Here is a 24,156-nt window from a genome sequence, read left to right on the forward strand (position 1 = left end):
TTTACATAAGTGGAATATAATTATACATTTGGCATTATTTTTCTCAAATTAGGATAAAAGTATGAAAATTTGTTTCCCTTCGATTATCTATATTCAACACCCTTTTATTTGGATTTATGATCAAGAAACTAATCGAGCTGAGTGTACACTAAATTTAGCAGGGACAACTACAAACTACGACAAAGCTCTTTTACTTGAATGCCTGGGAAAATTTCATGGAATTACAATTGAGGACGACGTTGCTGTTATTAATGATATGGCCACTTTTATTAAAACACATCCCATGATGCCTCTTTACGAAGAGAAAACCCCACCTTTGAAAAGAACTATTTCCAAGCCTTCCTCAACTTTTTTTAGTCATTCTGAAAAGAAAGCGTCAACGACTGTATCCGCTAGCTCTACGGACCATTGCAAAGGTATACGGATTGAGAATTTTCTTAATCAGAAAAACTGGCCTACTGAATGGGGTAATACACTGAGTTGTTTGTCTTATTTTACTGATAAAAACAAATCAGATGCCCTTACTCGCAGTGTAGATTTGGTTTACTCTATGTATGATTTACCCATAAATTTGCAATATAAAAAAAATGAGAAGCTTTATCCAATAAAGCAACAGCAAATGGAAATTATTTGCTACCTTTTTAATGATGTTTTAGCGCCACTCTATGATGAAATTGATGAAGTATTACCAACAATGTTGAGCGCTTATCTGCGGGCCATGGTAAATCAAATAATGACAAATCAGCGCTTAAATTACGGTCCTACACCAACAGAGCGGTTGTCATCAATAGAACGTAAGGAAAAATTTCTTGATATCAACGAGTATGAATTCGCCGTTCACCAAGAATATATTGCCCGTGTCAATGTGATGCTAAGGGGATTACTATTTTTTATTTCACCAAATATGACCGCCACTTCTCTGATCCAAGATGAAGAAACTGCCAAGAGATTAGAATTATTGAGAATGAAACTTAATACGAGTACTAAAGAATTATTTTCAGAAAAACTTGATTGCTTAAGAAAGTTAAGTATTGAAGCTGGAAAAACTGAATACCGTTTTGATTTACTAATGCGTGAGTTATACGAAAAAATGGAAAGAAGATCAGCCTGTATAGGTAATGTCTATTCTTGCTTCAATATTATTTATAAATTTTTAAAGGAAAAACTGCCGAAAGAAAAAGATGCCCTCCATATTTCATTAGCTGACGATACCATGGCTCTCGTTATTCGAGCACTTGTAGACACGTATACAGGCAACTCTATGGCCAGAGGACATATTGGCATACCATCTACTGCTCACAAAGATATTTATCTATCGAAGCCCCTGGAGGAAATGTTAAGAAAAACGCTCGAAGAGAAATTAATTGACCTCAAGGTGAAGAAAAAAGAGTTACCAGGAAAACTCACTGAGATTCTCATGCAGCTTATTGAAATGGAATTAAAAGCCGTCCTTTCCCCAAGCAACTCAACCAACAGTAGCGAATCAGAGCTTGTGGAATCCTTTAAATTCGCCTGCGACTATTGATTAGCGTGACGCAGTTGTGGCCTCACTGCCGCAAATGCGTCACCACAGTGTATAACACCGATAGCAAAGGATAAAGTCGCCTCCTACTGAATAGAGTGAATAGAAGGAGCAAATAGTAATAACCTCTAGTTTTTAAGTGGAATTCTGAGTATCCTATGGCGGCGTTGTTAACAAGGAGACAGCCGTGACAACAGTCGCCCGTTTTGAAATACCTTTTGTCCAGTTCATCAATGAACAAGGTAAACCTTCAGACAATTTACCGTCCTTTACTGCCGATAAAGATATTTTGAAGGAACTTTACAGTATAATGGTTCGCACAAGAGCGTTTGATAAAAAAGCAATTGCTCTCCAGCGTACAGGAAAAATGGGGACCTATGCTCCCATTAATGGTCAAGAAGCAATTTCAACCGCTATTGGTCATGCGATGCATCAAGAAGATGTGCTAGTTCCCTATTATCGTGACTATGCAGCCCAATTCCAGCGTGGCGTAAAAATGTCTGAAATCTTAGCTTACTGGGGTGGTGATGAACGCGGTAGCGAATTTGCTTGTGGTTCAGAAGATCTTCCCATATGTGTCCCTATTGCGTCTCAATGTTTACACGCAGCGGGTGTTGCATTTGCCTTTAAATATCGCAAACAACCCCGTGTCGCAGTGGTCTGTATCGGTGAGGGCGGTACTTCTGAAGGTGATTTTTATGAAGCAATGAATGTGGCTGGTACCTGGAAATTACCTGTTGTTTTTGTGGTTAATAATAATAAATGGGCTATTTCTGTACCACTCTCAAAGCAAACTGCTTGTGAAACCATTGCTCAAAAGGCTATAGCTGCAGGATTTGCAGGCGTTCAAATTGATGGCAATGATGTACTGGCATGTCGGGAAATAATAAGCGAGGCAATTGAGAAAGCACGTCGAGGTGAAGGTCCAACGCTAATTGAGGCTTTAACTTATCGTCTTTGTGATCATACAACTGCTGATGATGCTACTCGATACCAACCCTGTGAAGAAGTAGAAGACGCCAAACTAAAAGAACCTATCAGTCGATTCAAGCATTACCTAGAACAACAGAATATTTGGGACGCAAAACAAGAGGAAATATTGCTTGAGCAAAGTAGCAAACTGATTGAAGAAGCGGTTAATGAATACTTAACTCGTCCACCGCAACCAATTAGCAGTATGTTTGATTATCATTATGCCGAATTGCCCGACTATCTTGTCGAACAGCGTGCAATAGCCCTGGAGGAAGCTGCCCATGCCTGATATTACCCTTGTTGAAGCAGTAACCCAGGCCTTAGCTTATGAATTAGCCAAAGATGATAATGTCATTGTTTTTGGTGAGGATGTTGGTAAAAATGGTGGTGTATTTCGTGCCACTGTGGGTTTACAAGAACGGTTCGGTGAACACCGGGTTTTTGACTCACCTCTTGCTGAATCAATGATTGCCGGCCTTGCCGTTGGTATGTCGCTTCAGGGCTTAAAACCTGTTGCCGAATTTCAGTTTATGGGGTTCATCTACCCAGCAATGAATCAAATTATTTCCCATGCCGCGCGCATGCGCAATCGAACACGTGGCAGATTACATTGCCCGATAGTGTTTCGAGCTCCCTTTGGTGGAGGCATTCGTGCACCTGAACATCATTCTGAAAGTACTGAGGCTTTATTCGCTCATATTCCTGGTCTGCAGGTGGTGATACCCTCCTCGCCCAAGAGAGCGTATGGATTACTGCTGGCAGCAATTCGTAACCCTGATCCGGTTATCTTCTTAGAACCGAAACGCATTTATCGACTAGTAAAACAACCTGTCGAAGATAATGGCAATGCGTTGCCTTTGGGTAAATGCTTTACACTGCAAGAGGGAGAGGACGTTACTTTGGTAAGTTGGGGTGCAAGCATGCATGAAACCATGCAGGCAACAAAGCAATTAGCAGAAGAAGGTATTTCCTGTGAAGTGATTGATGTCGCAACAATTAAGCCTCTGGATATTGAAACCATTATTGCTTCAGTTGAAAAAACCGGGCGTTGTGTTATTGTCCATGAGGGTGCCAGAACCTGTGGTGTTGGTGCTGAAATTACTGCACAGCTCATGGAGAATTTATTGTCTGATTTATTAGCCCCCGTACAAAGGGTGACTGGTTATGATACGGTAATGCCCTATTTTCAACTCGAAAAACATTACATACCCAGTGTGTCGCGAATTAAAAACAGTGTCATGAGCATAATGGAGTGATAATGAATATATTTAATTTACCTGATTTAGGCGAAGGTTTGCCTGATGCTGAAATTCATGAATGGTTTGTTAAAGAAGGTGATACAGTCGAAGTGGATCAACCTTTGGTCTCAATGGAAACAGCGAAGGCAGTAGTTGATGTGCCCTGTCCTCAAGCAGGAAAAATTATAAAATTATTTGGTAAGCCAGGAGATGTAATAAAAACAGGCGAACCCTTAGTGGGTTTTGAAGCAGCCGAAGCTGCACGCTCCGATAAAGGAACAGTTGTTGGTAATCTGGAAGAAAGCACTGACATCAGTGAAGATAATTTTATCATTGGTTCAAGCCAATCCGGTTCACCACGTGCCAAGACAACACCTGCTGTGCGTCTACTGGCAAAAAAATTGGGCGTAGATTTAAAGTCACTCAAGGGTACTGGTGAACATGGTGTCATTACCCGCGATGATGTGCAGAATGCAGCGAATGAAAAAGCACGACTTCCTGAAGGTTTTGAAGCCTTGCGAGGAGTTCGTCGTGCAATGCTCAATAGCATGGTTCAATCTCATCAGGAAATTGTACCTGTAAGCATTTTTGATGAAGCAGATATTGAATGCTGGCAACCACAAACGGATATTACCGTTCGTCTTGTAAGAGCAATTGTGGATGCTTGTAAAAAAGAACCTGCTCTAAACGCCTGGTTTAGTACAGAACATAGTGCTCGCAAATGTTTTACTGAAGTAAACCTTGGCTTGGCGATGGATAGCAGTGATGGTCTATTTGTTCCTGTAATTCACCATGCCGCCAAACTCAGTGATACAGAAATACGACAATTAATCAATGATTACAAAAAGGACGTCCAAAATCGCACTGTCGCAGCAGATAATTTAAAAGGCGCTACGATAACTTTATCAAATTTTGGTAAATTTGCCGGTCGATTTGCAAGTCCTATTATTGTGCCACCCATGGTAGCTATTTTGGCAGTAGGTCGTCTGTATGAGGGTGTTATTGTTAATCAAGATAAAATCGAAAAGCATCGTCTATTGCCTTTATCTTTAAGCTTTGATCATCGAGCTGTTACTGGCGGTGAAGCGACACGATTTCTGGGGGCAGTGATAGAAGCTTTGCAGAAGCCTTGAAATATCCTAATGTGTTGGGCCGCGAAAACGACCCAACTACAAAGCAGCCATAGTAGCCTTAATGGAGGCTACAACAATTAGGCAGATACAGCGGCTGAAACTTCTGAAACAGCTTTATCCAGGTCTTGAACATACTGGAATCGTTTGGTTTCACCAAAAAATGAAGCATGACCTGTTCGTAATTTTGAGCTGATTAATTTCACTCCTAAAGCAATACCCACTGTAAATAGTGCGGCAGTGATATTAAGTAAGAAAGGCTTCCAGAATGAACGTGATTTTGACATTACCTCATCATGGCTGTGTAAGCAGGTCATAAAGTCAGTATTAAAGTTTTGAAATTCTTCTTTGATCAACTTTTTATCTGTCTTGTCTGCTTGCTGCAGAACAAAAATATCAACTTTTTTGCATAACTCACCCGCTAAGTTCTCGGCAATATTTCCTTCTTCACCACCAATTTTATCACCATGTGTCTTAAGCAGGCCTATTTTGTGGTAGAGATTATTAATAACCTGCTGAAAATCCGTTGAAGCAGTTTTTAATTTTTCCAATGCCTCTTTATGAGTCGTTGCATGATAATCGTACGCAGGTCCATCTAGCTCCTTTATTTTAATAATTAATCGATTTATTAGGGACTGCATGGTAAGGCCGGAAAATTTTACTCGCTCCTTAGCAATATAATTTAAAAGCGATGTACTATCTCCTGTTGTAACATAACGCCTCAACTGATTGTATGTCAGCTCATCAAGAAATTTCTTCCTAAGGAATGCATCTTTACTACTTAACGAGTCTTTAAGCATATACTTTTCAGCACGATCTTTAATATAATTTTCTGACTCACTTTTAAAGAGCGCTTCTATCTTCCTTCTTGCAACTTCTGCTTTAATATTTTCCAAAGCACTTTCAACATTTTTTAATCCCGCAGTAAATCTCTCCTCTTCTTGCTCTATAAGCTCCATTTGAGCCATGGTAGGTAAAACAGATTCCCTAGCTGGATGTAATTTAAGAATGGCTTGTAATTTTTTTACATCGAGTTTAATGGTATTGAAATAAGCCTTAATGCTACTAACTGACTTTTCGAGCGCCTTATAATTATCGATTTCAAATGCCATTGGAAACTTTTCTTTCTCACGCTTCAATTCCTCCCCATAGGCGGTTAAAAGCGCTTTTATTTTTGTCAAGCAGTGGCTTTGTCTGGCAATAACAAGGTCTTCCAATACTTTTGTATGTCTAGCAGCATCATTCTCATTATTCTTTTGATCAGTTATTTGAGTTACTGTAGTTAGAAGCAAATCTACTTGCTCAAATGAAGAACCAATTGATTTTTGAAGGTTAATTAATTCCTCTAATGCCGTTACTAACTCTAAAAATTGCTCCTGGCATTTACTGTTCGGTGATGGGTCTATATTGATAGCTTGAATTTTTTCGGCAATTGTTTGACTTACCCGTTGATTGTTTTCAAATAACTCATTCATTTTACGAAGAGTAGCAACCTCAGTTTCGAGTGCTTTAAGCTCTTTTAACTTCAAATCTCGTATTTCAATGTCCTTGGCAAGCTGTTCTTTTTTCAAGACCAAGTCCTCATGATTTTCTACTATCTGCGCAAGTGGCTTTATAATTTCTTCAAGAGAACCTTTATTTTTATTATTTTGTTGGATAATTTTCAGTGCTTTAATTTCCTCATTAACAGCGATTTGTTTGGTTTGCATGTCCTTAAGCGCTGATTCTAAATCATGCGCAAATTTTGATTGAAGCTCTTTTTCTGAATCAACCTTAAACAGTGTCATTAAAGCTTCGCTTCCAACGCTAAGCTTGTAAATTTCTACTAATTCTTGCAGTTCTTTTAATTGCAAAATTTCTTTAATAGGATCTTTTTTCAACTTTGGAATTATTGAATGAATCCCAAAGGTATTATTCTCGTTTCTAATCGCTTCCACTGTGTGGTAGAAAGCAACAAGCGCTTTGCTTTCTGCTTCTAACCTCTTTATTTTATCGCTGAACTTAGATTCTTGTTGCGTTAATTTTTCTTCATCACTACTAATTTCTCTTAGCCAATCTAATGCTGCTTCTGGTTTCGATTGCAGTTGAGGTTTAGCAAATAAGTGATTGAATTTCTCTAAACTGTATGGCCTTAACTTAAGAATAACTTCTTTATGTTTTGTTATATCCCCTAGAAAATGTTCAATAACTACATGAAGTTGCTGTGTTTTAGTTGCAAAATCAGCTGTTGGGTTATCCCGTTCTTCTACCAACGCAGCAAGCTCTTTTTCAATTTGCTGTTTATCAGCAGAGCTTCTTTCCAGTAACTTCTCTTTCTCCTTCAATAAACTCAAACGCTGACTGTGGCTTGAAGCGAAAGTAGCCTTGTCTAACTGAAGAGAGATTGATTGCAATTGCTGTTCAATTAATTTTTGTGCTTCAACAATAGAATGCTTGGCTTCATGGAGTCTTGCATTACTGTCACTATAGATAGCCGTAATTTTGGCTTTTAGAAAGTTATGATCGTTAAGCGATTGATTTAATTCAAATTGCAAATTATCAAGCGTGGCCTGTTTTTTTTCTAACTCCACTAATTGTTTTTGCAATAGAGAGTATTTACTCTCTAATTGCTCAACATTATCAGATGCAGACACCGTCAAGTTTTCAAAAGGTGGAATATCTTGCGTCAACAAAGCCACCTGTGCCGAAAATTTAGCATTCCTCTGTTGATGAAACTGGAGAATCAATTTTTCTTTCCTGTTAGCAATTTCCACTAGGTAATCTCGAAGTCGCTGTTGTTGCTTTTCTACGTTTAGCTTAAGTTCATCTTGAACATGAAGGACTTGAAAAATGCTGTCACCTTCAATCAGCACTATGTTGGGAAGAGGATGATCAGTATAACTTGTATCTAAATCTGGATTGGACCTGAATTGCTCTATCAGGGTCGGATGTTCTGCTAGTAATTGCTTAAAAGGTAAATGATAAGCTCTCTTTGCTATCTCAGTAGCAAGTGTTCTTATTTTTGTTTCCTCAATTTCAAGCTGTTTAACAATCCCTTCTAGACTGATTTCTTCCTCTGAGTTAATTACAGCATCATCATTTTTATTAAGAGTGGAATTGTCTTTTAAAATAGCGTCAACTTTTTCAATTAATAGCGCGTTTTCTTCTTTTAAAAATGCACTAATCAGTTTCATTTTAGCCCGTTCACTTTTTACATGAAGCGAATCCTGATAATGCTGGAAGTAGTCAACTAATTTTGCTGAAAGAATAGAGGGCAAAAGATTAACATACTCACGATAAAACTGCTCATAATCCCTGGCTCCCTCTCCAGAATCATACATAAAGTTACTCTTGTTGCTTTCAACTCGAGAAATTTTGGGAAGCCCTGGTATTCCCGTGGAAATATGAAGTGCTGCTGGGTCAAAAAAGGATAATAAATCCTCCAATTCCTTTGGTACCTCTTCACATAATAGAAAAAATTGAGTTAGAAGGTTGTAAGCAGCAGGATGAGTCACTTTCAATTCGACTGTCAATTCATCTTTTATAAATTTTTCTCTGAAATGCTTGATAAACTTCGCCGTATCAATTGCTTTGTTTGTAACGGGATATTGATCAATAATCACTTCAATGTCGGCAAGATAAGGGGTTGCATCTGCGCCAGGTATAATTTTATTAAGACCAACAAGCGCGCTTTGAACTGCTTTTTTAAGTTTATCTCTAACGTGCTCGGCCAGTTGATTTGGATGCTCTTTTTTAGCCTGATTATAGCAACTAGTGAGAATATCCGGAAATTTATCTCTAAGCATAAGCTTATAAATTGCATAGCGCGTAGTATATAAAGGCTTTTTAATGCTCTCTAGCTCCTTTAAACTGCTTGCATGACGCGACAGACCAAAGATTCCGGGTTTCTTGCCTTTAGTAAACTCTGGCCCAATACGCTCAAAAAGGTCAATGAGTTTAATTAAGGCTTCAAACTGCTTTTTGGTAAATTTAGTCTCGAACGAAGTATTATCACGTTGCAAATCTGTAGCGAGCTGTTTATTAAGTGCCAGAATATGGGGTTTCAACTTATTTAAAAGCGCATACAAATTACTTTTTTCAAACGTTGTATACTGCTTATCTTTTACACCTCGCCCCATAGTTTCCTCAACAACGTAATAATGAGGACTTCATTTTATAATAATAAGCTTAAGCTAATATTAAGTTTAAAACAGAGTGGTGAATTTATTAACACGTGAGGTAACAAATTAAAGCTTTTGAAACAATCCCTTACGTGGCAATTCTAAGTGATTTGGTTGAGCAAAGCGGCCAGGCGACAACCCGCTATAGCCACGCGTTGTTCTGATGTTGTCTTTACCATTTGCTGATAGGATTTTGAAGGCTTTTGTCCCGGGTGAATTTGATAAGCTTTTTGCACAGCCAATTGATGAGATTCCTGTGCCCAGAATTTTGGATCAAGATTCATTTGTTGCACATGACAAGGCCAATGTTTTTCTATGCGCCGAGCCATTTTGCTCAATTGAGCTGCATTGTAATATTTGCCAGTATTTAACCAGCCGCCACCTCTATCCCAATAGGCATGTAAATTGGTGGCAATGGAATTGTTATTTAAAGGAAAAAGATTGCCTCCCTGATCACCTTTAGGATGCTCTATGCTGAATTGACTTGCTGCATGGAGAGGTTGATGGATATCGCCTATAACGTGAAGCAAGATACGTAATGTAAATCCTTTTTCAAAATCATTTACAGAACTATCCTGCATCAACTGTTTAGCAGCCATAATAGCTGTGACTGCATTTATTTCAGCAGGCTCAGTCAGCTCCGTGCCATCCAGGGAGAAAGGAATATTAATATAATGTCTTGGTCCCAACCAAAGATCATTTTGATAGCGCAAGCTGTCTAGCCACACCGCTGCATTGATCAAATTTTGAGGTCTGTAAACCTTATCAAGTGCATGATTATAATGATTAAGCACCTGCTTTGTATGCGAATTAAGGTGATGGTAGGCAATCTGAGCCACCAGGCGGTGTCCCAGCGAATTCCAGCTATAACTGTCACCAATTATAGCGAAAGTGGCTATTAACATTAAAAGAATTCGTCTAATCATGCACACATTATCCTAAATAAGGAGACCAGGCTGGTTCTTGTACATCACCCTCTCTCGCTGGAAGACGCAATTTGATGCGTCCATCGATTGATACTACTCCTAAAACACCCTGTTCATTATGGCGAGTCGCATATAAAATCAATCGCCCGTTCGGTGATACAGACGGAGACTCATCCATAGGTGCAAACGTTAATTGAGAAACATGTCCACTTTCATCCTGAACCGCAATGTTAAAGCTTTTGTCTTCTCGATGTAGCATCACGATGTATTTTTGATCCGGCGTGTAAGAAGCTCGTGCATTGTAATTTCCTTCATAGGTCACTCGACTCACTTTACCATCTGCCAGAGATAAACGATAAACCTGAGGTGCACCACCTCTTCCTGAGGTAAAGAGTAATGAGCGTCCATCCGGTGAATAACGTGGTTCAGTATCAATTGCTTCACCAAAGGTCAGTTGCTTCATATTACCCGTGGCTAAATCAACGCTATAGATCTTCGCCGCGCCGCTTTTAGATAACACAACAGCTAACTGTCGACCGTCAGGCGACCAGGCAGGTGCTCCATTGATCCCTGTAAAATCAGTTACCAAGCGACGACGCCCTGTTGCTACATCCACAGTAAATATTTGGGCTTTTTTCTTTTCAAAAGAGACATAAGCAATTTGTCGACCGTCAGGCGACCAGGCTGGTGACATCACTGGTTCTGTAGAAACCAATAAACTTTGTGGATTGTAACCATCCACATCAGCTACCTCCAGGAAATATTTAGCTTTTTCACCATTACGTTGGACCAAAATATAAGCAATTCGAGTTGAAAAAATTCCACGTTCGCCAGTTAATTTTTGATACACCTCATCACTTATATGATGGGCAAGTGGTCGTAACTCGTTGCTGCTAATTTGATAGCTTTTTGATAATAAAACACGTCCGTGGGCTACGGCATCAGCTAATTCATAGCTCACCTCATAGCGATTATAACCCGTGCGCCGAATATTACCTGATAATACGCTGTCAGCCCCGATCTGACGCCAGCTAGTAATGGAAGACTGGTCGTTAGGGTTCGGTGGAGGAATCACTTTAAATTGGCCTGAAAATTTTAAATCATTATTGACAATTTCAGAAAGTTGCTGCCCAAACGAATCAGAACCAAAGGAATCAATACCTATAGGTAGCGCGGAATTAATACCCTGCGTTAGCTCCAAATCGACAGCAAAGACTGTAGTCGATAACAACAAAAATAGTGGTGTTATAAACCGTTTAATAAACACTTTTACCCCCTAACATTCTCTGGACGTACAGTTAGACTGATGTCACGAAATATATCAAAAGTTTCTGGATCAGTCGGCACTGGTAGTGGTGATGCCTTATAAATGGCAGTTTGGGCGGAGCGATCTAAAATCGGATCCCCGCTACTGCGAATTAAACTGACTTCTAATACCGCACCATCCGGGGCTAATCTAATTCGAAACTGACTGGATAACCCTTGATTAACATTCTCAGGTAAAATCCAATGACGACTAATTGCATTGACAATTAATGCCTTATATTTATCCACTTCACCTGCTATATGTGCTCTTTTGGCATTCTCAGCGGCTTGTTGAGCCGCTGCTTGTCGATTTCTCTCGACTTGTGCAGCTTTGTCTTTTTCAGCTTGAGCCAAGGCTTCTTTCGCTTTTTCAGCCCTTTCTCTTTCAAGGCGAGCTAATTCTTTCGCTTTTTCTGCTTTTTCCTTTTCTATTTTTTCTTTTTCTGCTTTTAATTTTTCTTCAACCTGTTTCTTTTTCAACTGCGCAAGTTTTTCAGCTTCTTCCTGCTGCTTCTTCTGCAATTGCTGTTGCTTTTCTTTTAACTCTGCAAGACGTTTTGCCTCTTGTTCCTTTTGTAAGGCCAATTGTTTTAATCGCTTTTGTTCCTCTTCAATTTGTTTTTTACGAGCAATAGCAATTTTATCAGCCTCTTCCTTAAGCTTGGCAAGACGTTGCTGTTCTTGTAACCTCGCTTTGCGTGCCATTTCAGCCTGACGTGCCAATGCTTGCTGCCTTGCTTGCTCAGCCTTCAGTTGATTCGCACGCTCCTGTTTCAAACGATTTACTGTCTGCATAACCTCTTGATTGTCGACACTGACAGCTTTAACCACTTCTCTTGGTTGTGTCGTAGACTCAATGGGTAACGCTTTACTAGGCTCATTTTTTGCAGCCATTAATACTGGACGTTGACTGATTGATTCAGTCAAAAGTAACAAGGCTAAAAAGCAATGTAATCCTATCGCAATAAAAAAGGCTTTCCGATAACTTTCATCATTTATCATCCCAGGCTCTCCTGTGGTAAATCTGAAGAGTCTGTTAATAATCCGACCTGCTCTGCGCCAGCTTGTTTCAACAGACTCATAGCAGCTACAACTTTACCATAGTTAACCCCTTGATCTCCTTTAACCAAGACATTTACAGGCTGATTATTTTGACGTGCCAACTCCAGTTCAGCAGCCACGCGCACCATTAGCGCCTTCGGTTCAATGGGGTTTTCAGGAGTGCTGCTAATATTTAAAAAATAATCGCCTTGTTGATTGACAGAAACAATAATTGGTTCTCTATCAGTCGGCTTTAGTGTTTGACTGGCTGCCTTTGGTAAATCAACTGTAACACCTTGTGTTAACATGGGTGCTGTAATCATAAAAATGACAAGTAATACCAACATCACATCAATGTAGGGTACTACATTGATTTCAGCGATTGGACGGGAAGATGTCCGTTTTTTTCTTGCCATAACCATTATCCTCTTATTGGCGCTGTAGTCTGTTGCTCAATAAGTGAGACTAACTCTTCCTGAAATAAGTCATAGCGATCAAGCAGGGTATTAGCACGAGTTGAATAGCGGTTAAATGCAATTACTGCAGGAATAGCGGTAAAAAGGCCCAAAGCGGTTGCAACCAATGCTTCAGAAATGCCTGGAGCAACCATAGCAATGGTAGCTTGCTGTGCATGCCCCAATGCCTGGAATGAGGTCATAATTCCCCATACTGTGCCAAATAAGCCAACGTAGGGAGCAATAGAACCAACGGAGGCAAAGAAAGGAAGATGTTGTTCCAGTTGAGTCGCCTCTTTTGCATGATTGATTTGCATGGCCCGCTGGATGGGTTCAATTAATATATTGCCTAATTTACGTGAACGTATATATTCTTTAAAACCAGCGTGAAAAATAGCAGCTAATCCTTGTCGGATGTCAATATTGCTATCTATATCAGCATAGAGTTTAGTTAAATCACTGCTTGCCCAAAAACGTCTGGTAAAGGCGTCACATTCTTCTTTTTTACGCTTGAAATACCATGCTCTTTGTAAAATAAGAGTCCACGATATAACTGATGCAGCAAGCAGAATTAACATCACAGTCTTAACAACCAGACCGGCCTGCATAAAATAACCCAATACACTGGTATGGCTACCCACTTTTTCCTCCAACTTTTGTTTATCCAGGCGTTTAATGGGAATCATCACTTGTGGCAAAACAAGCTATAAGCCCAGTTATACTGCATGATGATAGCAATTTTAACAATTCAAACTTCAACTTCAAATAAATTTTTTGGTATTCGCTTGGGCTTCATCCGTCCGTCGATAGTGACCACTTGAATCAGCCCGTGACATAGTTGTTTACTATCCTGATTATAAAGGATTTGTTCAAACGTGAAACTACATGAGGTTTGCTCAGTAATTTTTGATACGACAGTTAGTAAATCATCCAGACGAGCAGGCGCTAGATACCGCAGTTTTACATTATGAATAGCGAAATGACAATCGTAAGTTGCCAACTTACTCAGAGACAGACCTGAGGCTCGTATCATTTCGGTTCTAGCTCGCTCAAAAAAGTGTAAATAATTGGCATGATAGACAATGCCCATCATATCCGTATCTTCAGTGTAAACTCGGAGGTTAAAATGATGCAGGTTAGTCATGGCAATCTATTCCTGTGCAACCATAGGAATGCCAAAATGTTGATAAGCCAATTGGGACGCCACTCGACCTCGGGGAGTGCGCATTAAAAATCCTTGCTGGATTAAATAAGGCTCCAGCACGTCCTCTATTGTCCCCTTTTCCTCTCCAATTGCCGCTGCGATGCTATCAATACCGACGGGTCCGCCATCAAAGCGTTCAATGACTGCAAGAATTAATTTTCTATCCATTAAATCAAACCCATGCTGGTCGACATCCAGCATTTCCAATGCACGTTTAGCGATCTCCAGGGTAATAATTCCTTTACCTTTCACTTCGGCATAATCCCTAACGCGACGCAACAGGCGATTTGCAATCCGCGGGGTCCCTCGAGAACGCATCGCGATTTCTTTTGCACCATCCTCATCCGCCTTCACACCCAATAATTTGGCTGAGCGTGATACAATATGACACAAAGCGCTAACCGAATAAAATTCCAGGCGTTGCACAATACCAAATCGATCACGCAAGGGAGAAGTCAGTAATCCAGCTCTTGTTGTCGCTCCAACGAGCGTAAAGGGTGGCAATTCGAGTTTAATGGAGCGAGCAGCGGGCCCTTCCCCTATCATAATATCCAGTTTGTAATCCTCCATGGCTGGATAGAGTATTTCTTCAATGATAGGGCTTAATCGGTGTATTTCATCAATAAACAGGACATCATTCTCCTGAAGATTAGTTAAGATAGCAGCAATGTCACCAGCCCGTTCAAGTACAGGACCAGAAGTTTGTCGTAAATTAACCCCCATTTCATGAGCAATAATGTTTGCTAATGTGGTTTTTCCTAAACCTGGAGGTCCAAAAATGAGCACATGATCCAAAGCATCGCGTCGATTTTTAGCAGCTTCAATAAAAATGCGCATTTGTAAACAAACAGCATCCTGACCGATATATTCATCCAGACTTAAAGGTCGAATAGCACGATCCAGCGCCTCTTCTGAGGCTGCTGAACTTGCACTTATCAAGCGATCACTCTCAAGCATAAAAGTCGTGGTTTATTATTATTGCAGCATTCTAACATAGGTTTTTGCTGTAAGCTTCTGCTAACTGAATGTGTCTGAAGACTGAATAAATTTTTCGTATAATTTCAAATACCTATGAGTAGAATCATCGATTTGATCCGAAAAAATGACTAAGAGCCGGGCTTCATGGGTAGCTCTTAACTCCAACAGCAGAAATAAACCTGTATCAATTATAAGACGAATTTTTTCATAGATCAGTGGCGCAGAATGATTGTATCTATACAATAACCATGTTTTATTCGTGCAAGTTAATTGTTGTAATTGAGGATGAGGGGTTGGCTTGCAAAAAATTCGAATGCACTGAAGTAGCAATAAAAATCCTGTTGCTGATTTAATTCCTATTGGCCAGTTACAATTAAGTAACACCAGTAAGGCACAACCATAAGTTATTACAGCAATACGCAAAAAATGTTTTGACCTACCGAAAATGATCGTGCAATTTAATAAATTCAACAATTTCAACTAATTCCTTTTCGGCAGGGCTTTCATAACCCATTAACCAGCTATAAAGTTCAGGGTCAATACAACCTAATAATTTATCAAATGCGTTGAGTTGCTGATCAGTAAGTTTATCCAGGTAAGTTTCAGCAAAACGAGTTAGGATTAAATCCAACTCGAGCATGCCTCGTCTACAGTGCCAGAGAAATTTTGCTTTTCTTAAAGGTGTAATCATTGCATTACCGATTGTCATCCCAGGGGATGTTACACTAAACTTCCTCTTTATCGCAATCTAATCTATCTAAAAATGAATTTAGCTAATTACTTAATCAATCATCGTTCCTATTCGTTTATCCCTCCCTTAGAGGATGCTTTTGTTCTGCAGCAACAAAAAAATTATTTGTTTGACTTATCCCATCTGGGGATGCTACGAATTGTAGGTGAACGCGCACAAGAGTTCTTACAAGGTCAATTAACGTGTGATCTACGCAAAGTTACACCAGACACAATGCGCCAGGGCGCGCAATGCAATTTAAAAGGAAGAGTTTTAAGTTTACCAGATGTCATTCACTGGCAGCATTTTCAATTGGTTTTACCTAAAGACATGCTCCTAGACACACAAAATTCTCTGCTTAAAACAGCCATGTTGTCTAAAGTAACCATTGAATCAGATGAAACTAACCTTATCTACGGTTTTTATTTAGCCAATCCGTATGATTTGTTACCTGGTAATGTGTCCCTACCCTCCAATCCTTTATCTGCCATAGGCACAGACGCATTCTATAGTTATTGCGTTCATGATAACTTTTATCTTTTTATCGTAAATAGTGAACATGCTCCTCGGTTTATCGAGCCCTTTGTTAGAGCAAATCAATATGCTGGGTCATTGCCATGGCATTATTTCATGCTTAAGCAAAAGCAGGTTCAAATTTATCCTGATACAAGAGGATTATTTCTACCTCATCGCCTTGATTTACACTTATCCGGATACTTAAATTTCGATAAAGGATGTTATAAAGGACAGGAAATTATTGCGCGAACCCATTATAGGGCCAAATTAAAACACGCTTTACAATTATTTATTATAGAGTCAACAGCATCTTTGCTTGCTGGTAAACGATTACTTGATAGCTCGAAACAAGTAGAAGTTGGTGAGTTAGTTGATTTTTGTCCTCTTGGAAATAATAACTTTCTTATTGCGGCGAGCATTCTACGAGAACACCCGCAACAAATATATTTTGAAGATCAACAGCAAATGATTATCCTTAAGAATCTCTGACCATTTCACCTGTTGTCTTGGTTTTTTTGCGTCGAGGCAACATGGTGAGCAACACATTATCTTTATCATAAAAATGATGCTTCAATGCCCCCATGATATGTAGAACAATCAAACCAATGAGAATCCAGGCAATGACGCCATGAACCTCTTCCATAAAATGCGCCAGTTGTTTATCAGGTTTAATCCAAGGTAACGATATTGAGAACAAGCCAAAATAAGCAGGTACTCTTTCTGCAGCAACAGACATTATCCACCCGCTTAAAGGCATAAGGATTAAAAAAAGATAAAGACTATACTGCACCAAACGAGAAAATACTCTTTCCCATACAGGGACTGAGTCTGGTAAAGGCAGCTTTCCTTGATAACCGACCCAAATTAAACGAAAAATCATGAGGAACAGAATAGTAATGCCTACTGATTTATGAACCATAAAGGCAGAGCCTATATACTGCTCAGGTAAGTCTTCTAAAAAAAAGCCTGCACTTAGCATCAGTATCACTAACAGGGCAATAAACCAATGAATAAATTTAAAACTTGGAGAGTATTCCTTAGCAGGTTCTAACATTTAGCTTCCTTATTAATTATGATAGCTGCATTTTACCTCTGCCAGCCCTACAATCAAGTCTGACAATACAACAAAAATACTATGAGAACAGCCTTGATCACACATTCCGCAGCTCAGAATGTTCACAGTCCAATAATCCTTGCAATTCATTTAAAGCAGTTTTATCGTTAATTTTAATTAAAGTAACCCAGGCGGCAATAACTTTGTTGTAGGTTAAAATACGCTTTAATAATTGTTTATTTTTCTCCTTTTCAGCAATAACGTCTTGTAGTTGCTGTTGCTTTTTCTCCAAGGATTGATAGTAATCTATCGCATTAACCAAAGTTGGATTATGTTTTTCCTCAGCCCATTGTTTAATAACCTGTAGCCTGTTTTTTTGATAATCTATTAAATCCTTGTCATTGTTCTTTGCAGATAAATATTGCAAGTAATACATGTCTAGCTGGAAGGGACGCTTATATAGTCCTTGTTTTATAATTGCTTGATAGAATTCTTGTTCGAATTGATAGCCCTTGGGATTTAAGTTGGTAATTTGTTCATTCCATTGTCTATTGATTATATTCTTATAAAGATTCATCATACCATCCCAGGTTGACTCTAACTCATCACCTTGTTCTTTAATTTGTTGCTCTAATTCAGTGATCTTTTTAGCTTGCAGCGCTATAGAAAGCTGTGCGAACTCTTTTGCTTCTGGAAGTAAAGAAAAAATTTTAGTTTCATTGGCTTTGGTTAAATCAATAAATTGATTTAAGTCCTGGTTGTTGATTGACTTAAGTTCATTTTTATAATTAGTAAATATTATTTGAATGGCTTGTTGGTTAAACTTAGCAATGCGAGAGGAAAACTGCTCTTTCATAAAATAATCGGCCCATAACAATAGATAATAATCAGAAGTACTGATAGGTATATCTACAGTCATGTCATCTAATATTGCTTGCTGATGAGCAGTAATTATATCTTTTGCGGGATCTTTTAATTTTTGAGCGTTCAATATGCCAGTCCCTGTATACGCTTCAGTGAACGATCGTTCATAGCCTTGATAAGTAGCCCCGTCAGCATCGGCTGTGCAACCTGAAGCATAATGGTCTGGGGGGGCGGCAGTAAACCCACAAATTTTGGGATTGGCACTAGGATAATTATTTTTAAGCTTGACTGATAATTGGTGAAAACCTCCGGAATAACATTGTGACATCACAAACACAATATGCTGGCTTGGAACTTGTTCAAGCAGTGAGCTGAGTTCATTTTTAGATAGGCAAGCATTATTAAAATGATTCTCATTAATAAAATTATTAATAAAAGGTTTGCTATAGTGCCATAAGTCAATGCAATTATTGCTATAGGGATCGGCATTTTTATCTTCGAAAAAACCATAGGGCATTCCATGATCGCTCACAAAAAGGAATAGGTTATCTTTAGATTTTAATGAGAGAATTTTAGGGGATAAAAAATAAGCACTGACTTGTTCCTTGGTGGCACTATGATTATCTGGAATGATACCAGTTAGCATTTGATCCGTTTTATCATATTTATCCGTTTTTGTATTGATTTTTTTATGAACGTCTAGAGGCAGTGGTTGGCGAAGTTCATTGTTTCCGGCTCCAAAATAGAGGCTTACGCTATTCTTGCCATATTGATTAACCAGGAATTCATAAAGCGTTTTCGTTTGTAAATACTGTGAGTAATGATTGAGCCCAGGATTGTCGCCACCTGAAAGAACCAAAATTTGACTTGCAGTATTGCCGATAATGGGATGTAAACAAAAGAAGAGAACCATTAATGAGTATTTCATAAATTCTCAAGCTGGAGAGTGGGATGACGCGTTATTATAAGGTAAATAAGCACTTGTTATCAAATTGCCAAAAGTGCGTGACAGGGCAATCACACTTTATATCAATATAAACAAGGCGTCATCCTGATTGATATTTAAGTAGGCATTAATAATGCTCAGTTATGCTACCTCTTTGGTGGACATCTGTATAGTTGTTTGCGTTAAGTCCAGTAACTCTCGAATGGCCACAAAAAACATGGTGTAATTTAGAGTAGGACTAGAACGTAAATCAGCAAGAACATGACGCCATCTATCAATGAGACTAAGATGATTCTCTGACCAAAGAGCTAGAGAATGCATAAAGTCTTTTTCTCTATCAGAAAAATTGATAATGCCTGCAGTAAGTTGTCGTTGTTGCCAATCCAAATCATCACGTAAGGCCTCTCTTGACAAAGATTCCCAGTGAGTTTCTGTAGGATGAGAAATGACTTGGGTGCGAATCCAGGCCAGATTGAGAAATTCACCAATACCAAAATAAATTTCCGCAACTTTTGCAACCCCAATTCCTGTATGATGACTTACTTCAATGACATCCAAAGCAGAGAATAAGGCGCGAGTTAACGTCAACTCGTGAGCAAGTTTCTTTGGGATACCTAACTCTATATACTCATCAAAATGCTTATCATACTGGGCACGGTTGCTTTCACCAAGGACTTGTGGGAAGGCTTTTTTAAATTCTTTAACACCGGGACCATAATGCTTCACAGCTTTACTAATATTTAAACCCATTCGTTGACTTCTTAAGAACCAGCGCGTTACACGTCTTAATAAACGCAAGTAAAGCATCATGAGTTCATTTTGTTTTTCTGCAGTGATGGTGGTGCCCAATGCGGCAATTTCATTCCAGATTGTTTCAAGATCAAGAACGCTTCTTGCGATCATATAAGCACGTACAATAGCAGAAACAGGTGCACCGGTTTCATCTTGCAATCGATAAACAAAAGTGAAGCCCATTTCATTGACAATAAGATTACTTAATCGGGTTGCAATAATTTCACGCTTTAGTGGATGATTTTGTATTTGGTTACTAAAGCGTTCTTGTAATGGTTTGGGGAAACAACCCACTAAGATTCCCTTTAAGAAAGAATCTTCTGGAACATTGGAAGCCAAAATTTGCTCTTTTAAAATAGTTTTGGTGTAACAGAGCAATACGGCAATACCAGGACGAGTCAAACCTTTGCCCATTAATTTACGCTCCATCAAAACTTTCTCATTGGGCAAGAACTCAAGCTCTCTATCCAGTTTGCCACTTCGTTCCAACTCGTTAATGTAGCGACTATGAAGTTCCACCGACTGTGCAGATTGCATGGCAGCAAGACTAATGGCTCGAGGTTGAGCAAAATTATCTCTCAACACCAATGCCGCCACTTCATCAGTCATTTCACTCAGTAATTCATTTCGCTGTTTGTCCGTCAAATCACCAGCAGCAACAATGCCATCAAGCAAAATTTTGATATTAACTTCTTTATCCGAGCAATTAACACCCGCTGAATTATCAATGAAGTCAGTAAAAATAAGGCCACCATTCAGTGCATATTCTACTCGCGCTAATTGGGTTAAACCTAAATTTCCGCCTTCACCCACTACTTTGCAACGCAGCTGCTTGGCATTAATACGGATGACATCATTTGTCCTGTCGCCAACATCACTGTGACTCTCTGTCTGTGCTTTGACAAAAGTACCAATTCCAGCACTCCATAACAAATCCACTTTTGCTCTTAAAAGTAGGCGTATTAATTCATTAGGTTCGATGGAGGCTTGTTTGATATCAAATACTTCTTTCATTTCTTTACTAACAGTAATTGATTTGGCACTTCGATTAAAAACACCACCACCTTTAGAAATAAGTTTCTTATCATAATCAACCCAGGTAGAGCGAGGCAGATTAAATAAACGTTCGCGTTCTTTAAAGCTTGTTTCCGGATCTGGATCTGGGTCAACAAAAATGTGCATGTGGTTAAATGCACCCAGTAATTTAATATGTCGGGACAGCAACATGCCATTTCCAAATACATCACCGGCCATATCACCAATACCAACCACAGTAAAGTCACTGGTTTGAATATCACGGTTCATTTCATAGAAGTGACGTTTTACAGATTCCCAGGCTCCTCTTGCAGTAATTCCCATTTTCTTATGGTCATAACCTACTGAACCTCCTGAAGCAAAAGCATCCCCTAACCAGAAACCATATTCCAGTGAAATTTCATTAGCAATATCTGAGAACGTCGCGGTACCCTTATCTGCTGCGACGACTAAATAAGGATCATCCTCATCATAGCAGACCGCATTGACGGGCCGGACAACCGTGCCGTGATTGTAGTTATCAGTGATATCAAGCAAACCGCGAATAAAGAGTTTATAACATCGAATACCTTCGGCCAGAATTTCTTCGCGCGTTCCACTAACAGGCAGCTGCTTTGGTACAAAACCTCCCTTTGCTCCACTCGGAACAATAACTGCATTTTTAACCTGTTGCGCTTTCATGAGACCCAATATTTCTGTGCGGAAATCTTCGCGGCGATCAGACCAGCGCAATCCTCCACGAGCAACGCGGCCACCGCGCAGGTGAACTCCCTCAACTTTGGGCGAATAAACAAAAATTTCAAACATCGGATAAGGTTTGGGTACTCCCGGGATTTCCTTACTATTTAATTTAACCGAGATATAACTTTTATTATTACCTTTTTTATCAATTTGATAATAGTTGGTCCTTAATGTTGATTGAATAATTTGTACGTACTGCCTGATTATTTTATCTTCGTCAAGGTTAGCAACATCATCAAGCGCCATAAAAATTTCATTGGCTATTTTACTGCACTCTTCCTCCCGATTATTTTCAAAAGTAGGATTAAAGCGTGTCTCAAACAAAGCCACCAATTTTTTAGCAATAGATGTATTATTGTTGAGCGCTGATTCAATATATTCCTGACTGAAAGTAAAGCCAATTTGTTTAAAATATTTAGCGTAAGTTCGCAAAACAGCGACCTGTCGCCAATCCAGCTCTGCCCCAAGAACCAATTGATTAAAGCCATCATTTTCTGCTTCCCCAAACCACACGCTGGCAAATGCATTTTGAAACAGGTCTTTAATATCATCTATTTCAAACTGCGTTCCACGAGTATATTGCAGTGCAAAGTCATTAATCCAGGTTTCTCTGCCATCTTCAAATTTTAATTGATAAGGCCGCTCACTAATGGCTCGCATGCCCAAACGTTCTACAATGGGTAATACATCTGAAAGAGGAATGGTACTATCATGTTGGTAAATCTTTAGGCGAAAATTTTCTGTTTTTTCATCCATTAATTTATAAAAGTTCATCACCAAAGGATTGGTTGGCGATAAGGTCTCTATATGTTTGACATCATAAACAGCTGTTCTTGGCGAAAAATTTGCAGAATAAGCTACAGGAAATGCATGTTTATAACGACTGTATAACCTATTTGCATTTTCTTCACCAAATGTTTCGAATAGGAAATGCTGCAAATCATCAGTCCATGTGCGCCCTATTTCAATTAAACGCTGTTCAATTTCCTTGAAATCCCATTGTGTCGTATCTTGTGGATTAGTGCGTATCATAAAATGAATACGCGCTAAAACTGATTCAGAAAACCAAGTTGAAAAGGTAATTTCATGAGAATTAAAGCTTTCGGCGAGTACTTTTTGCATTTCTTGCCGTAATTCCGTATTAAAACGTTCTTTTGGTACATAGACCAAGCAGGACACAAAACGACGGTAAACATCAACACGAGCAAACATACGAATACGACGACGCTCCTGCATGTAATAGATACCCATTGCAATTTCTAATAACTCATCTTCAGAGCCTTGAATCAAATCGTCACGAGGCAAGGTTTCTAATATATTTAAAAGTACCTTACCGGCATGTCCACGAGGATTGAGATTTGAGTTTTTCATGATTAAGGCCACTTTATGGCGCAGAAAAGGGATATGCTTAGGATTGGTATTATAGGCAGCTGAAGTGTACAGGCCGATAATCCGACGCTCCCCAATGACCTGACCTTTTTTATTAAAACGTTTAATGCCAATATAATCGGTATAGGCGCGTCGGTGCACAGTAGCCTCCGTATTGGTTTTAGACATGACCAAAATACGGGATGACAAAGTATGTTCCCTGGCTTCCGGCGTCATTGCAGAAATACTGCGGGCACTTGATTTGCTCATACTTTGACGAAGAACACCTAATCCTGTGTTCGGCAATGGCTGCAAAATAGTTTCCTGCCCCCTTTGCACCAATTCATAATCTCGGACCCCTAAAAAGGTAAAATGGTGATCTTCTATCCAATTTAAAAACGCTTTTGTCTCTTCAACTTCGGCGGGATCAAGAACCGAAGAAACCTGATCCAATTCTGCAATAGCTTCACGAACTTTTTTACGCATTGCTAACCAATCTTTTACGACAACGCGATTGTCTTCCAGGACGCGCTCAAAATTATTATGTAAATCCTCAAGAATCGAAGGATCTGTTTGTCGGTCAATTTCTATAAAAATAGCAGCCTCTGTCAATACCCCATCAACATCAACATCACCTTCTTTTTTACGTGGGTAAATGGCTGTAACCTGATTATTTTTATTTCTCTGCAGTCGTAAGCCACCCATGTGCATAATTAAATGAGAGACTAAACCGAGACGATTAATGACCATTCTTAATGAGTCGACTAAAAACGGCATGTCTTCTGTAATAATTTCGACCACGGTGTGTGTAGTTTGCCAACCATGACGTTCAAAATCAGGGTTATAAATGCGGATTTTTGTCTCATCAGGTTCGCGCTGCTGTATAAGAGACCAAAAATTAACCGCAGCACCATATAAATCTTCTATATCCCATTCTCGTAAATCTTCAAGTGCTACCGTACCGTAAAATTGGCGAACGAATTCGGCACAAAGGGAAGCCTGCTCCCCTTCCATCTTTTCCTTTAATCGCTCGACCACCGCATCAATGATTAAATCCTTACCCTCTTCAAATTTATAAGACATTCATTCACCTCATTTAGGCATGAAAATAAAAATTTGCCGCAAATTATATACCTCTATGCGCCAACTTACAGCCAGTATTTCATTAATTTAATCAAA

Annotated in this window: 18 protein-coding genes; 5 read left to right on the forward strand and 13 right to left on the reverse strand. The window is 39.2% G+C overall.

Annotated elements, in window-relative coordinates; genetic code table 11:
* The first annotated feature begins 61 nt into the window (after nt 1–61).
* The 4 genes from clem_RS06920 (at nt 62) to clem_RS06935 (ending at nt 4,865) form a co-directional block, all read left to right on the forward strand.
* Nucleotides 62–1,525 carry a hypothetical protein gene (locus tag clem_RS06920; protein ID WP_094090964.1) on the forward strand — a complete coding sequence of 488 codons (1,464 nt, stop codon included), beginning with the start codon at nt 62–64 and terminating at the stop codon, nt 1,523–1,525.
* A gap of 184 nt (nt 1,526–1,709) precedes the next feature.
* Nucleotides 1,710–2,783 (forward strand): pyruvate dehydrogenase (acetyl-transferring) E1 component subunit alpha, encoded by a 1,074-nt coding sequence (gene pdhA / locus clem_RS06925; RefSeq protein WP_094090965.1) that lies wholly within the window; start codon nt 1,710–1,712, stop codon nt 2,781–2,783.
* Complete coding sequence (locus clem_RS06930; protein WP_094090966.1) at nt 2,776–3,750, forward strand: alpha-ketoacid dehydrogenase subunit beta; 975 nt, start codon at nt 2,776–2,778, stop codon at nt 3,748–3,750. The genes pdhA and clem_RS06930 overlap by 8 nt, the downstream gene beginning before the upstream one ends.
* Nucleotides 3,751–3,752: 2 nt before the next feature.
* Nucleotides 3,753–4,865, forward strand: coding sequence for a dihydrolipoamide acetyltransferase family protein (locus tag clem_RS06935; RefSeq protein WP_094090967.1), 1,113 nt, complete (start codon nt 3,753–3,755; stop codon nt 4,863–4,865).
* 77 nt (nt 4,866–4,942) lie between these two features.
* On the opposite strand, the gene clem_RS06940 is transcribed toward clem_RS06935, so the two are convergent.
* The 10 genes from clem_RS06940 to clem_RS06985 form a co-directional block, all read right to left on the reverse strand.
* Complete coding sequence (locus clem_RS06940) at nt 4,943–8,980, reverse strand: hypothetical protein (RefSeq protein ID WP_094090968.1); 4,038 nt, start codon at nt 8,978–8,980, stop codon at nt 4,943–4,945.
* 143 nt (nt 8,981–9,123) lie between these two features.
* On the reverse strand, nt 9,124–9,948 hold the full coding sequence (locus tag clem_RS06945; RefSeq protein WP_094090969.1) for a S1/P1 nuclease: 825 nt from the start codon (nt 9,946–9,948) through the stop codon (nt 9,124–9,126).
* 7 nt (nt 9,949–9,955) lie between these two features.
* Nucleotides 9,956–11,209: a Tol-Pal system beta propeller repeat protein TolB gene (tolB, locus tag clem_RS06950; protein WP_232505610.1), complete on the reverse strand. Its 1,254-nt coding sequence runs from the start codon at nt 11,207–11,209 to the stop codon at nt 9,956–9,958.
* Between the two features lie 8 nt (nt 11,210–11,217).
* The gene (gene tolA, locus clem_RS06955) at nt 11,218–12,255 is read right to left on the reverse strand and encodes a cell envelope integrity protein TolA (protein WP_094090970.1); all 1,038 of its coding nucleotides are present in this window, start codon (nt 12,253–12,255) and stop codon (nt 11,218–11,220) included.
* A complete protein-coding gene (gene tolR / locus clem_RS06960) occupies nt 12,252–12,710 on the reverse strand; it encodes a protein TolR (protein ID WP_408606885.1) in 459 nt (152 codons plus the stop codon). The genes tolA and tolR overlap by 4 nt, the downstream gene beginning before the upstream one ends.
* A gap of 5 nt (nt 12,711–12,715) precedes the next feature.
* Nucleotides 12,716–13,357 carry a protein TolQ gene (tolQ, locus tag clem_RS06965; protein WP_408606892.1) on the reverse strand — a complete coding sequence of 214 codons (642 nt, stop codon included), beginning with the start codon at nt 13,355–13,357 and terminating at the stop codon, nt 12,716–12,718.
* A 140-nt stretch (nt 13,358–13,497) separates the two neighbouring features.
* Nucleotides 13,498–13,893: a YbgC/FadM family acyl-CoA thioesterase gene (locus tag clem_RS06970; protein ID WP_094090973.1), complete on the reverse strand. Its 396-nt coding sequence runs from the start codon at nt 13,891–13,893 to the stop codon at nt 13,498–13,500.
* 6 nt (nt 13,894–13,899) lie between these two features.
* Nucleotides 13,900–14,910 (reverse strand): Holliday junction branch migration DNA helicase RuvB, encoded by a 1,011-nt coding sequence (ruvB, locus tag clem_RS06975; protein WP_094090974.1) that lies wholly within the window; start codon nt 14,908–14,910, stop codon nt 13,900–13,902.
* A gap of 60 nt (nt 14,911–14,970) precedes the next feature.
* Nucleotides 14,971–15,315: a hypothetical protein gene (locus clem_RS15405; protein WP_408606893.1), complete on the reverse strand. Its 345-nt coding sequence runs from the start codon at nt 15,313–15,315 to the stop codon at nt 14,971–14,973.
* A 52-nt stretch (nt 15,316–15,367) separates the two neighbouring features.
* A complete protein-coding gene (locus tag clem_RS06985; protein WP_094092300.1) occupies nt 15,368–15,622 on the reverse strand; it encodes an FAD assembly factor SdhE in 255 nt (84 codons plus the stop codon).
* Nucleotides 15,623–15,694: 72 nt separating this feature from the next.
* On the opposite strand from clem_RS06985, the gene ygfZ reads away from it, so the two are divergent.
* Nucleotides 15,695–16,666, forward strand: coding sequence for a CAF17-like 4Fe-4S cluster assembly/insertion protein YgfZ (gene ygfZ, locus clem_RS06990; RefSeq protein WP_094090976.1), 972 nt, complete (start codon nt 15,695–15,697; stop codon nt 16,664–16,666).
* Here ygfZ and clem_RS06995 read toward each other — a convergent pair.
* The 3 genes from clem_RS06995 to clem_RS07005 all read right to left on the reverse strand — a co-directional run bounded on the left by clem_RS06995 (nt 16,653) and on the right by clem_RS07005 (nt 24,060).
* Nucleotides 16,653–17,231, reverse strand: a complete 579-nt coding sequence (locus tag clem_RS06995; protein WP_094090977.1) for a cytochrome b — start codon at nt 17,229–17,231, stop codon at nt 16,653–16,655. The genes ygfZ and clem_RS06995 overlap by 14 nt on opposite strands.
* A gap of 97 nt (nt 17,232–17,328) precedes the next feature.
* Complete coding sequence (locus clem_RS07000; RefSeq protein ID WP_232505590.1) at nt 17,329–19,023, reverse strand: hypothetical protein; 1,695 nt, start codon at nt 19,021–19,023, stop codon at nt 17,329–17,331.
* Between the two features lie 159 nt (nt 19,024–19,182).
* On the reverse strand, nt 19,183–24,060 hold the full coding sequence (locus tag clem_RS07005) for an NAD-glutamate dehydrogenase (protein ID WP_094090978.1): 4,878 nt from the start codon (nt 24,058–24,060) through the stop codon (nt 19,183–19,185).
* Nucleotides 24,061–24,156 lie beyond the last annotated feature (96 nt).

This window comes from Legionella clemsonensis, from assembly GCF_002240035.1.
Classification (GTDB): Bacteria; Pseudomonadota; Gammaproteobacteria; order Legionellales; family Legionellaceae; genus Tatlockia; species Tatlockia clemsonensis.

What these genes read in the sequence shown, in the direction of transcription:
- clem_RS06920 (WP_094090964.1), top strand. Translation starts at nt 62, where the DNA reads ATGAAAATTTGTTTCCCTTCGATTATCTATATTCAACACCCTTTTATT.
- clem_RS06930 (WP_094090966.1), top strand. Translation starts at nt 2,776, where the DNA reads ATGCCTGATATTACCCTTGTTGAAGCAGTAACCCAGGCCTTAGCTTAT.
- clem_RS06935 (WP_094090967.1), top strand. Translation starts at nt 3,753, where the DNA reads ATGAATATATTTAATTTACCTGATTTAGGCGAAGGTTTGCCTGATGCT.
- clem_RS06940 (WP_094090968.1), bottom strand. Translation starts at nt 8,980, where the DNA reads ATGGGGCGAGGTGTAAAAGATAAGCAGTATACAACGTTTGAAAAAAGT.
- clem_RS06945 (WP_094090969.1), bottom strand. Translation starts at nt 9,948, where the DNA reads ATGATTAGACGAATTCTTTTAATGTTAATAGCCACTTTCGCTATAATT.
- tolA (WP_094090970.1), bottom strand. Translation starts at nt 12,255, where the DNA reads ATGATAAATGATGAAAGTTATCGGAAAGCCTTTTTTATTGCGATAGGA.
- tolR (WP_408606885.1), bottom strand. Translation starts at nt 12,710, where the DNA reads ATGGCAAGAAAAAAACGGACATCTTCCCGTCCAATCGCTGAAATCAAT.
- tolQ (WP_408606892.1), bottom strand. Translation starts at nt 13,357, where the DNA reads ATGCAGGCCGGTCTGGTTGTTAAGACTGTGATGTTAATTCTGCTTGCT.
- clem_RS06970 (WP_094090973.1), bottom strand. Translation starts at nt 13,893, where the DNA reads ATGACTAACCTGCATCATTTTAACCTCCGAGTTTACACTGAAGATACG.
- ruvB (WP_094090974.1), bottom strand. Translation starts at nt 14,910, where the DNA reads ATGCTTGAGAGTGATCGCTTGATAAGTGCAAGTTCAGCAGCCTCAGAA.
- clem_RS06985 (WP_094092300.1), bottom strand. Translation starts at nt 15,622, where the DNA reads ATGATTACACCTTTAAGAAAAGCAAAATTTCTCTGGCACTGTAGACGA.
- ygfZ (WP_094090976.1), top strand. Translation starts at nt 15,695, where the DNA reads ATGAATTTAGCTAATTACTTAATCAATCATCGTTCCTATTCGTTTATC.
- clem_RS06995 (WP_094090977.1), bottom strand. Translation starts at nt 17,231, where the DNA reads ATGTTAGAACCTGCTAAGGAATACTCTCCAAGTTTTAAATTTATTCAT.
- clem_RS07000 (WP_232505590.1), bottom strand. Translation starts at nt 19,023, where the DNA reads ATGAAATACTCATTAATGGTTCTCTTCTTTTGTTTACATCCCATTATC.
- clem_RS07005 (WP_094090978.1), bottom strand. Translation starts at nt 24,060, where the DNA reads ATGTCTTATAAATTTGAAGAGGGTAAGGATTTAATCATTGATGCGGTG.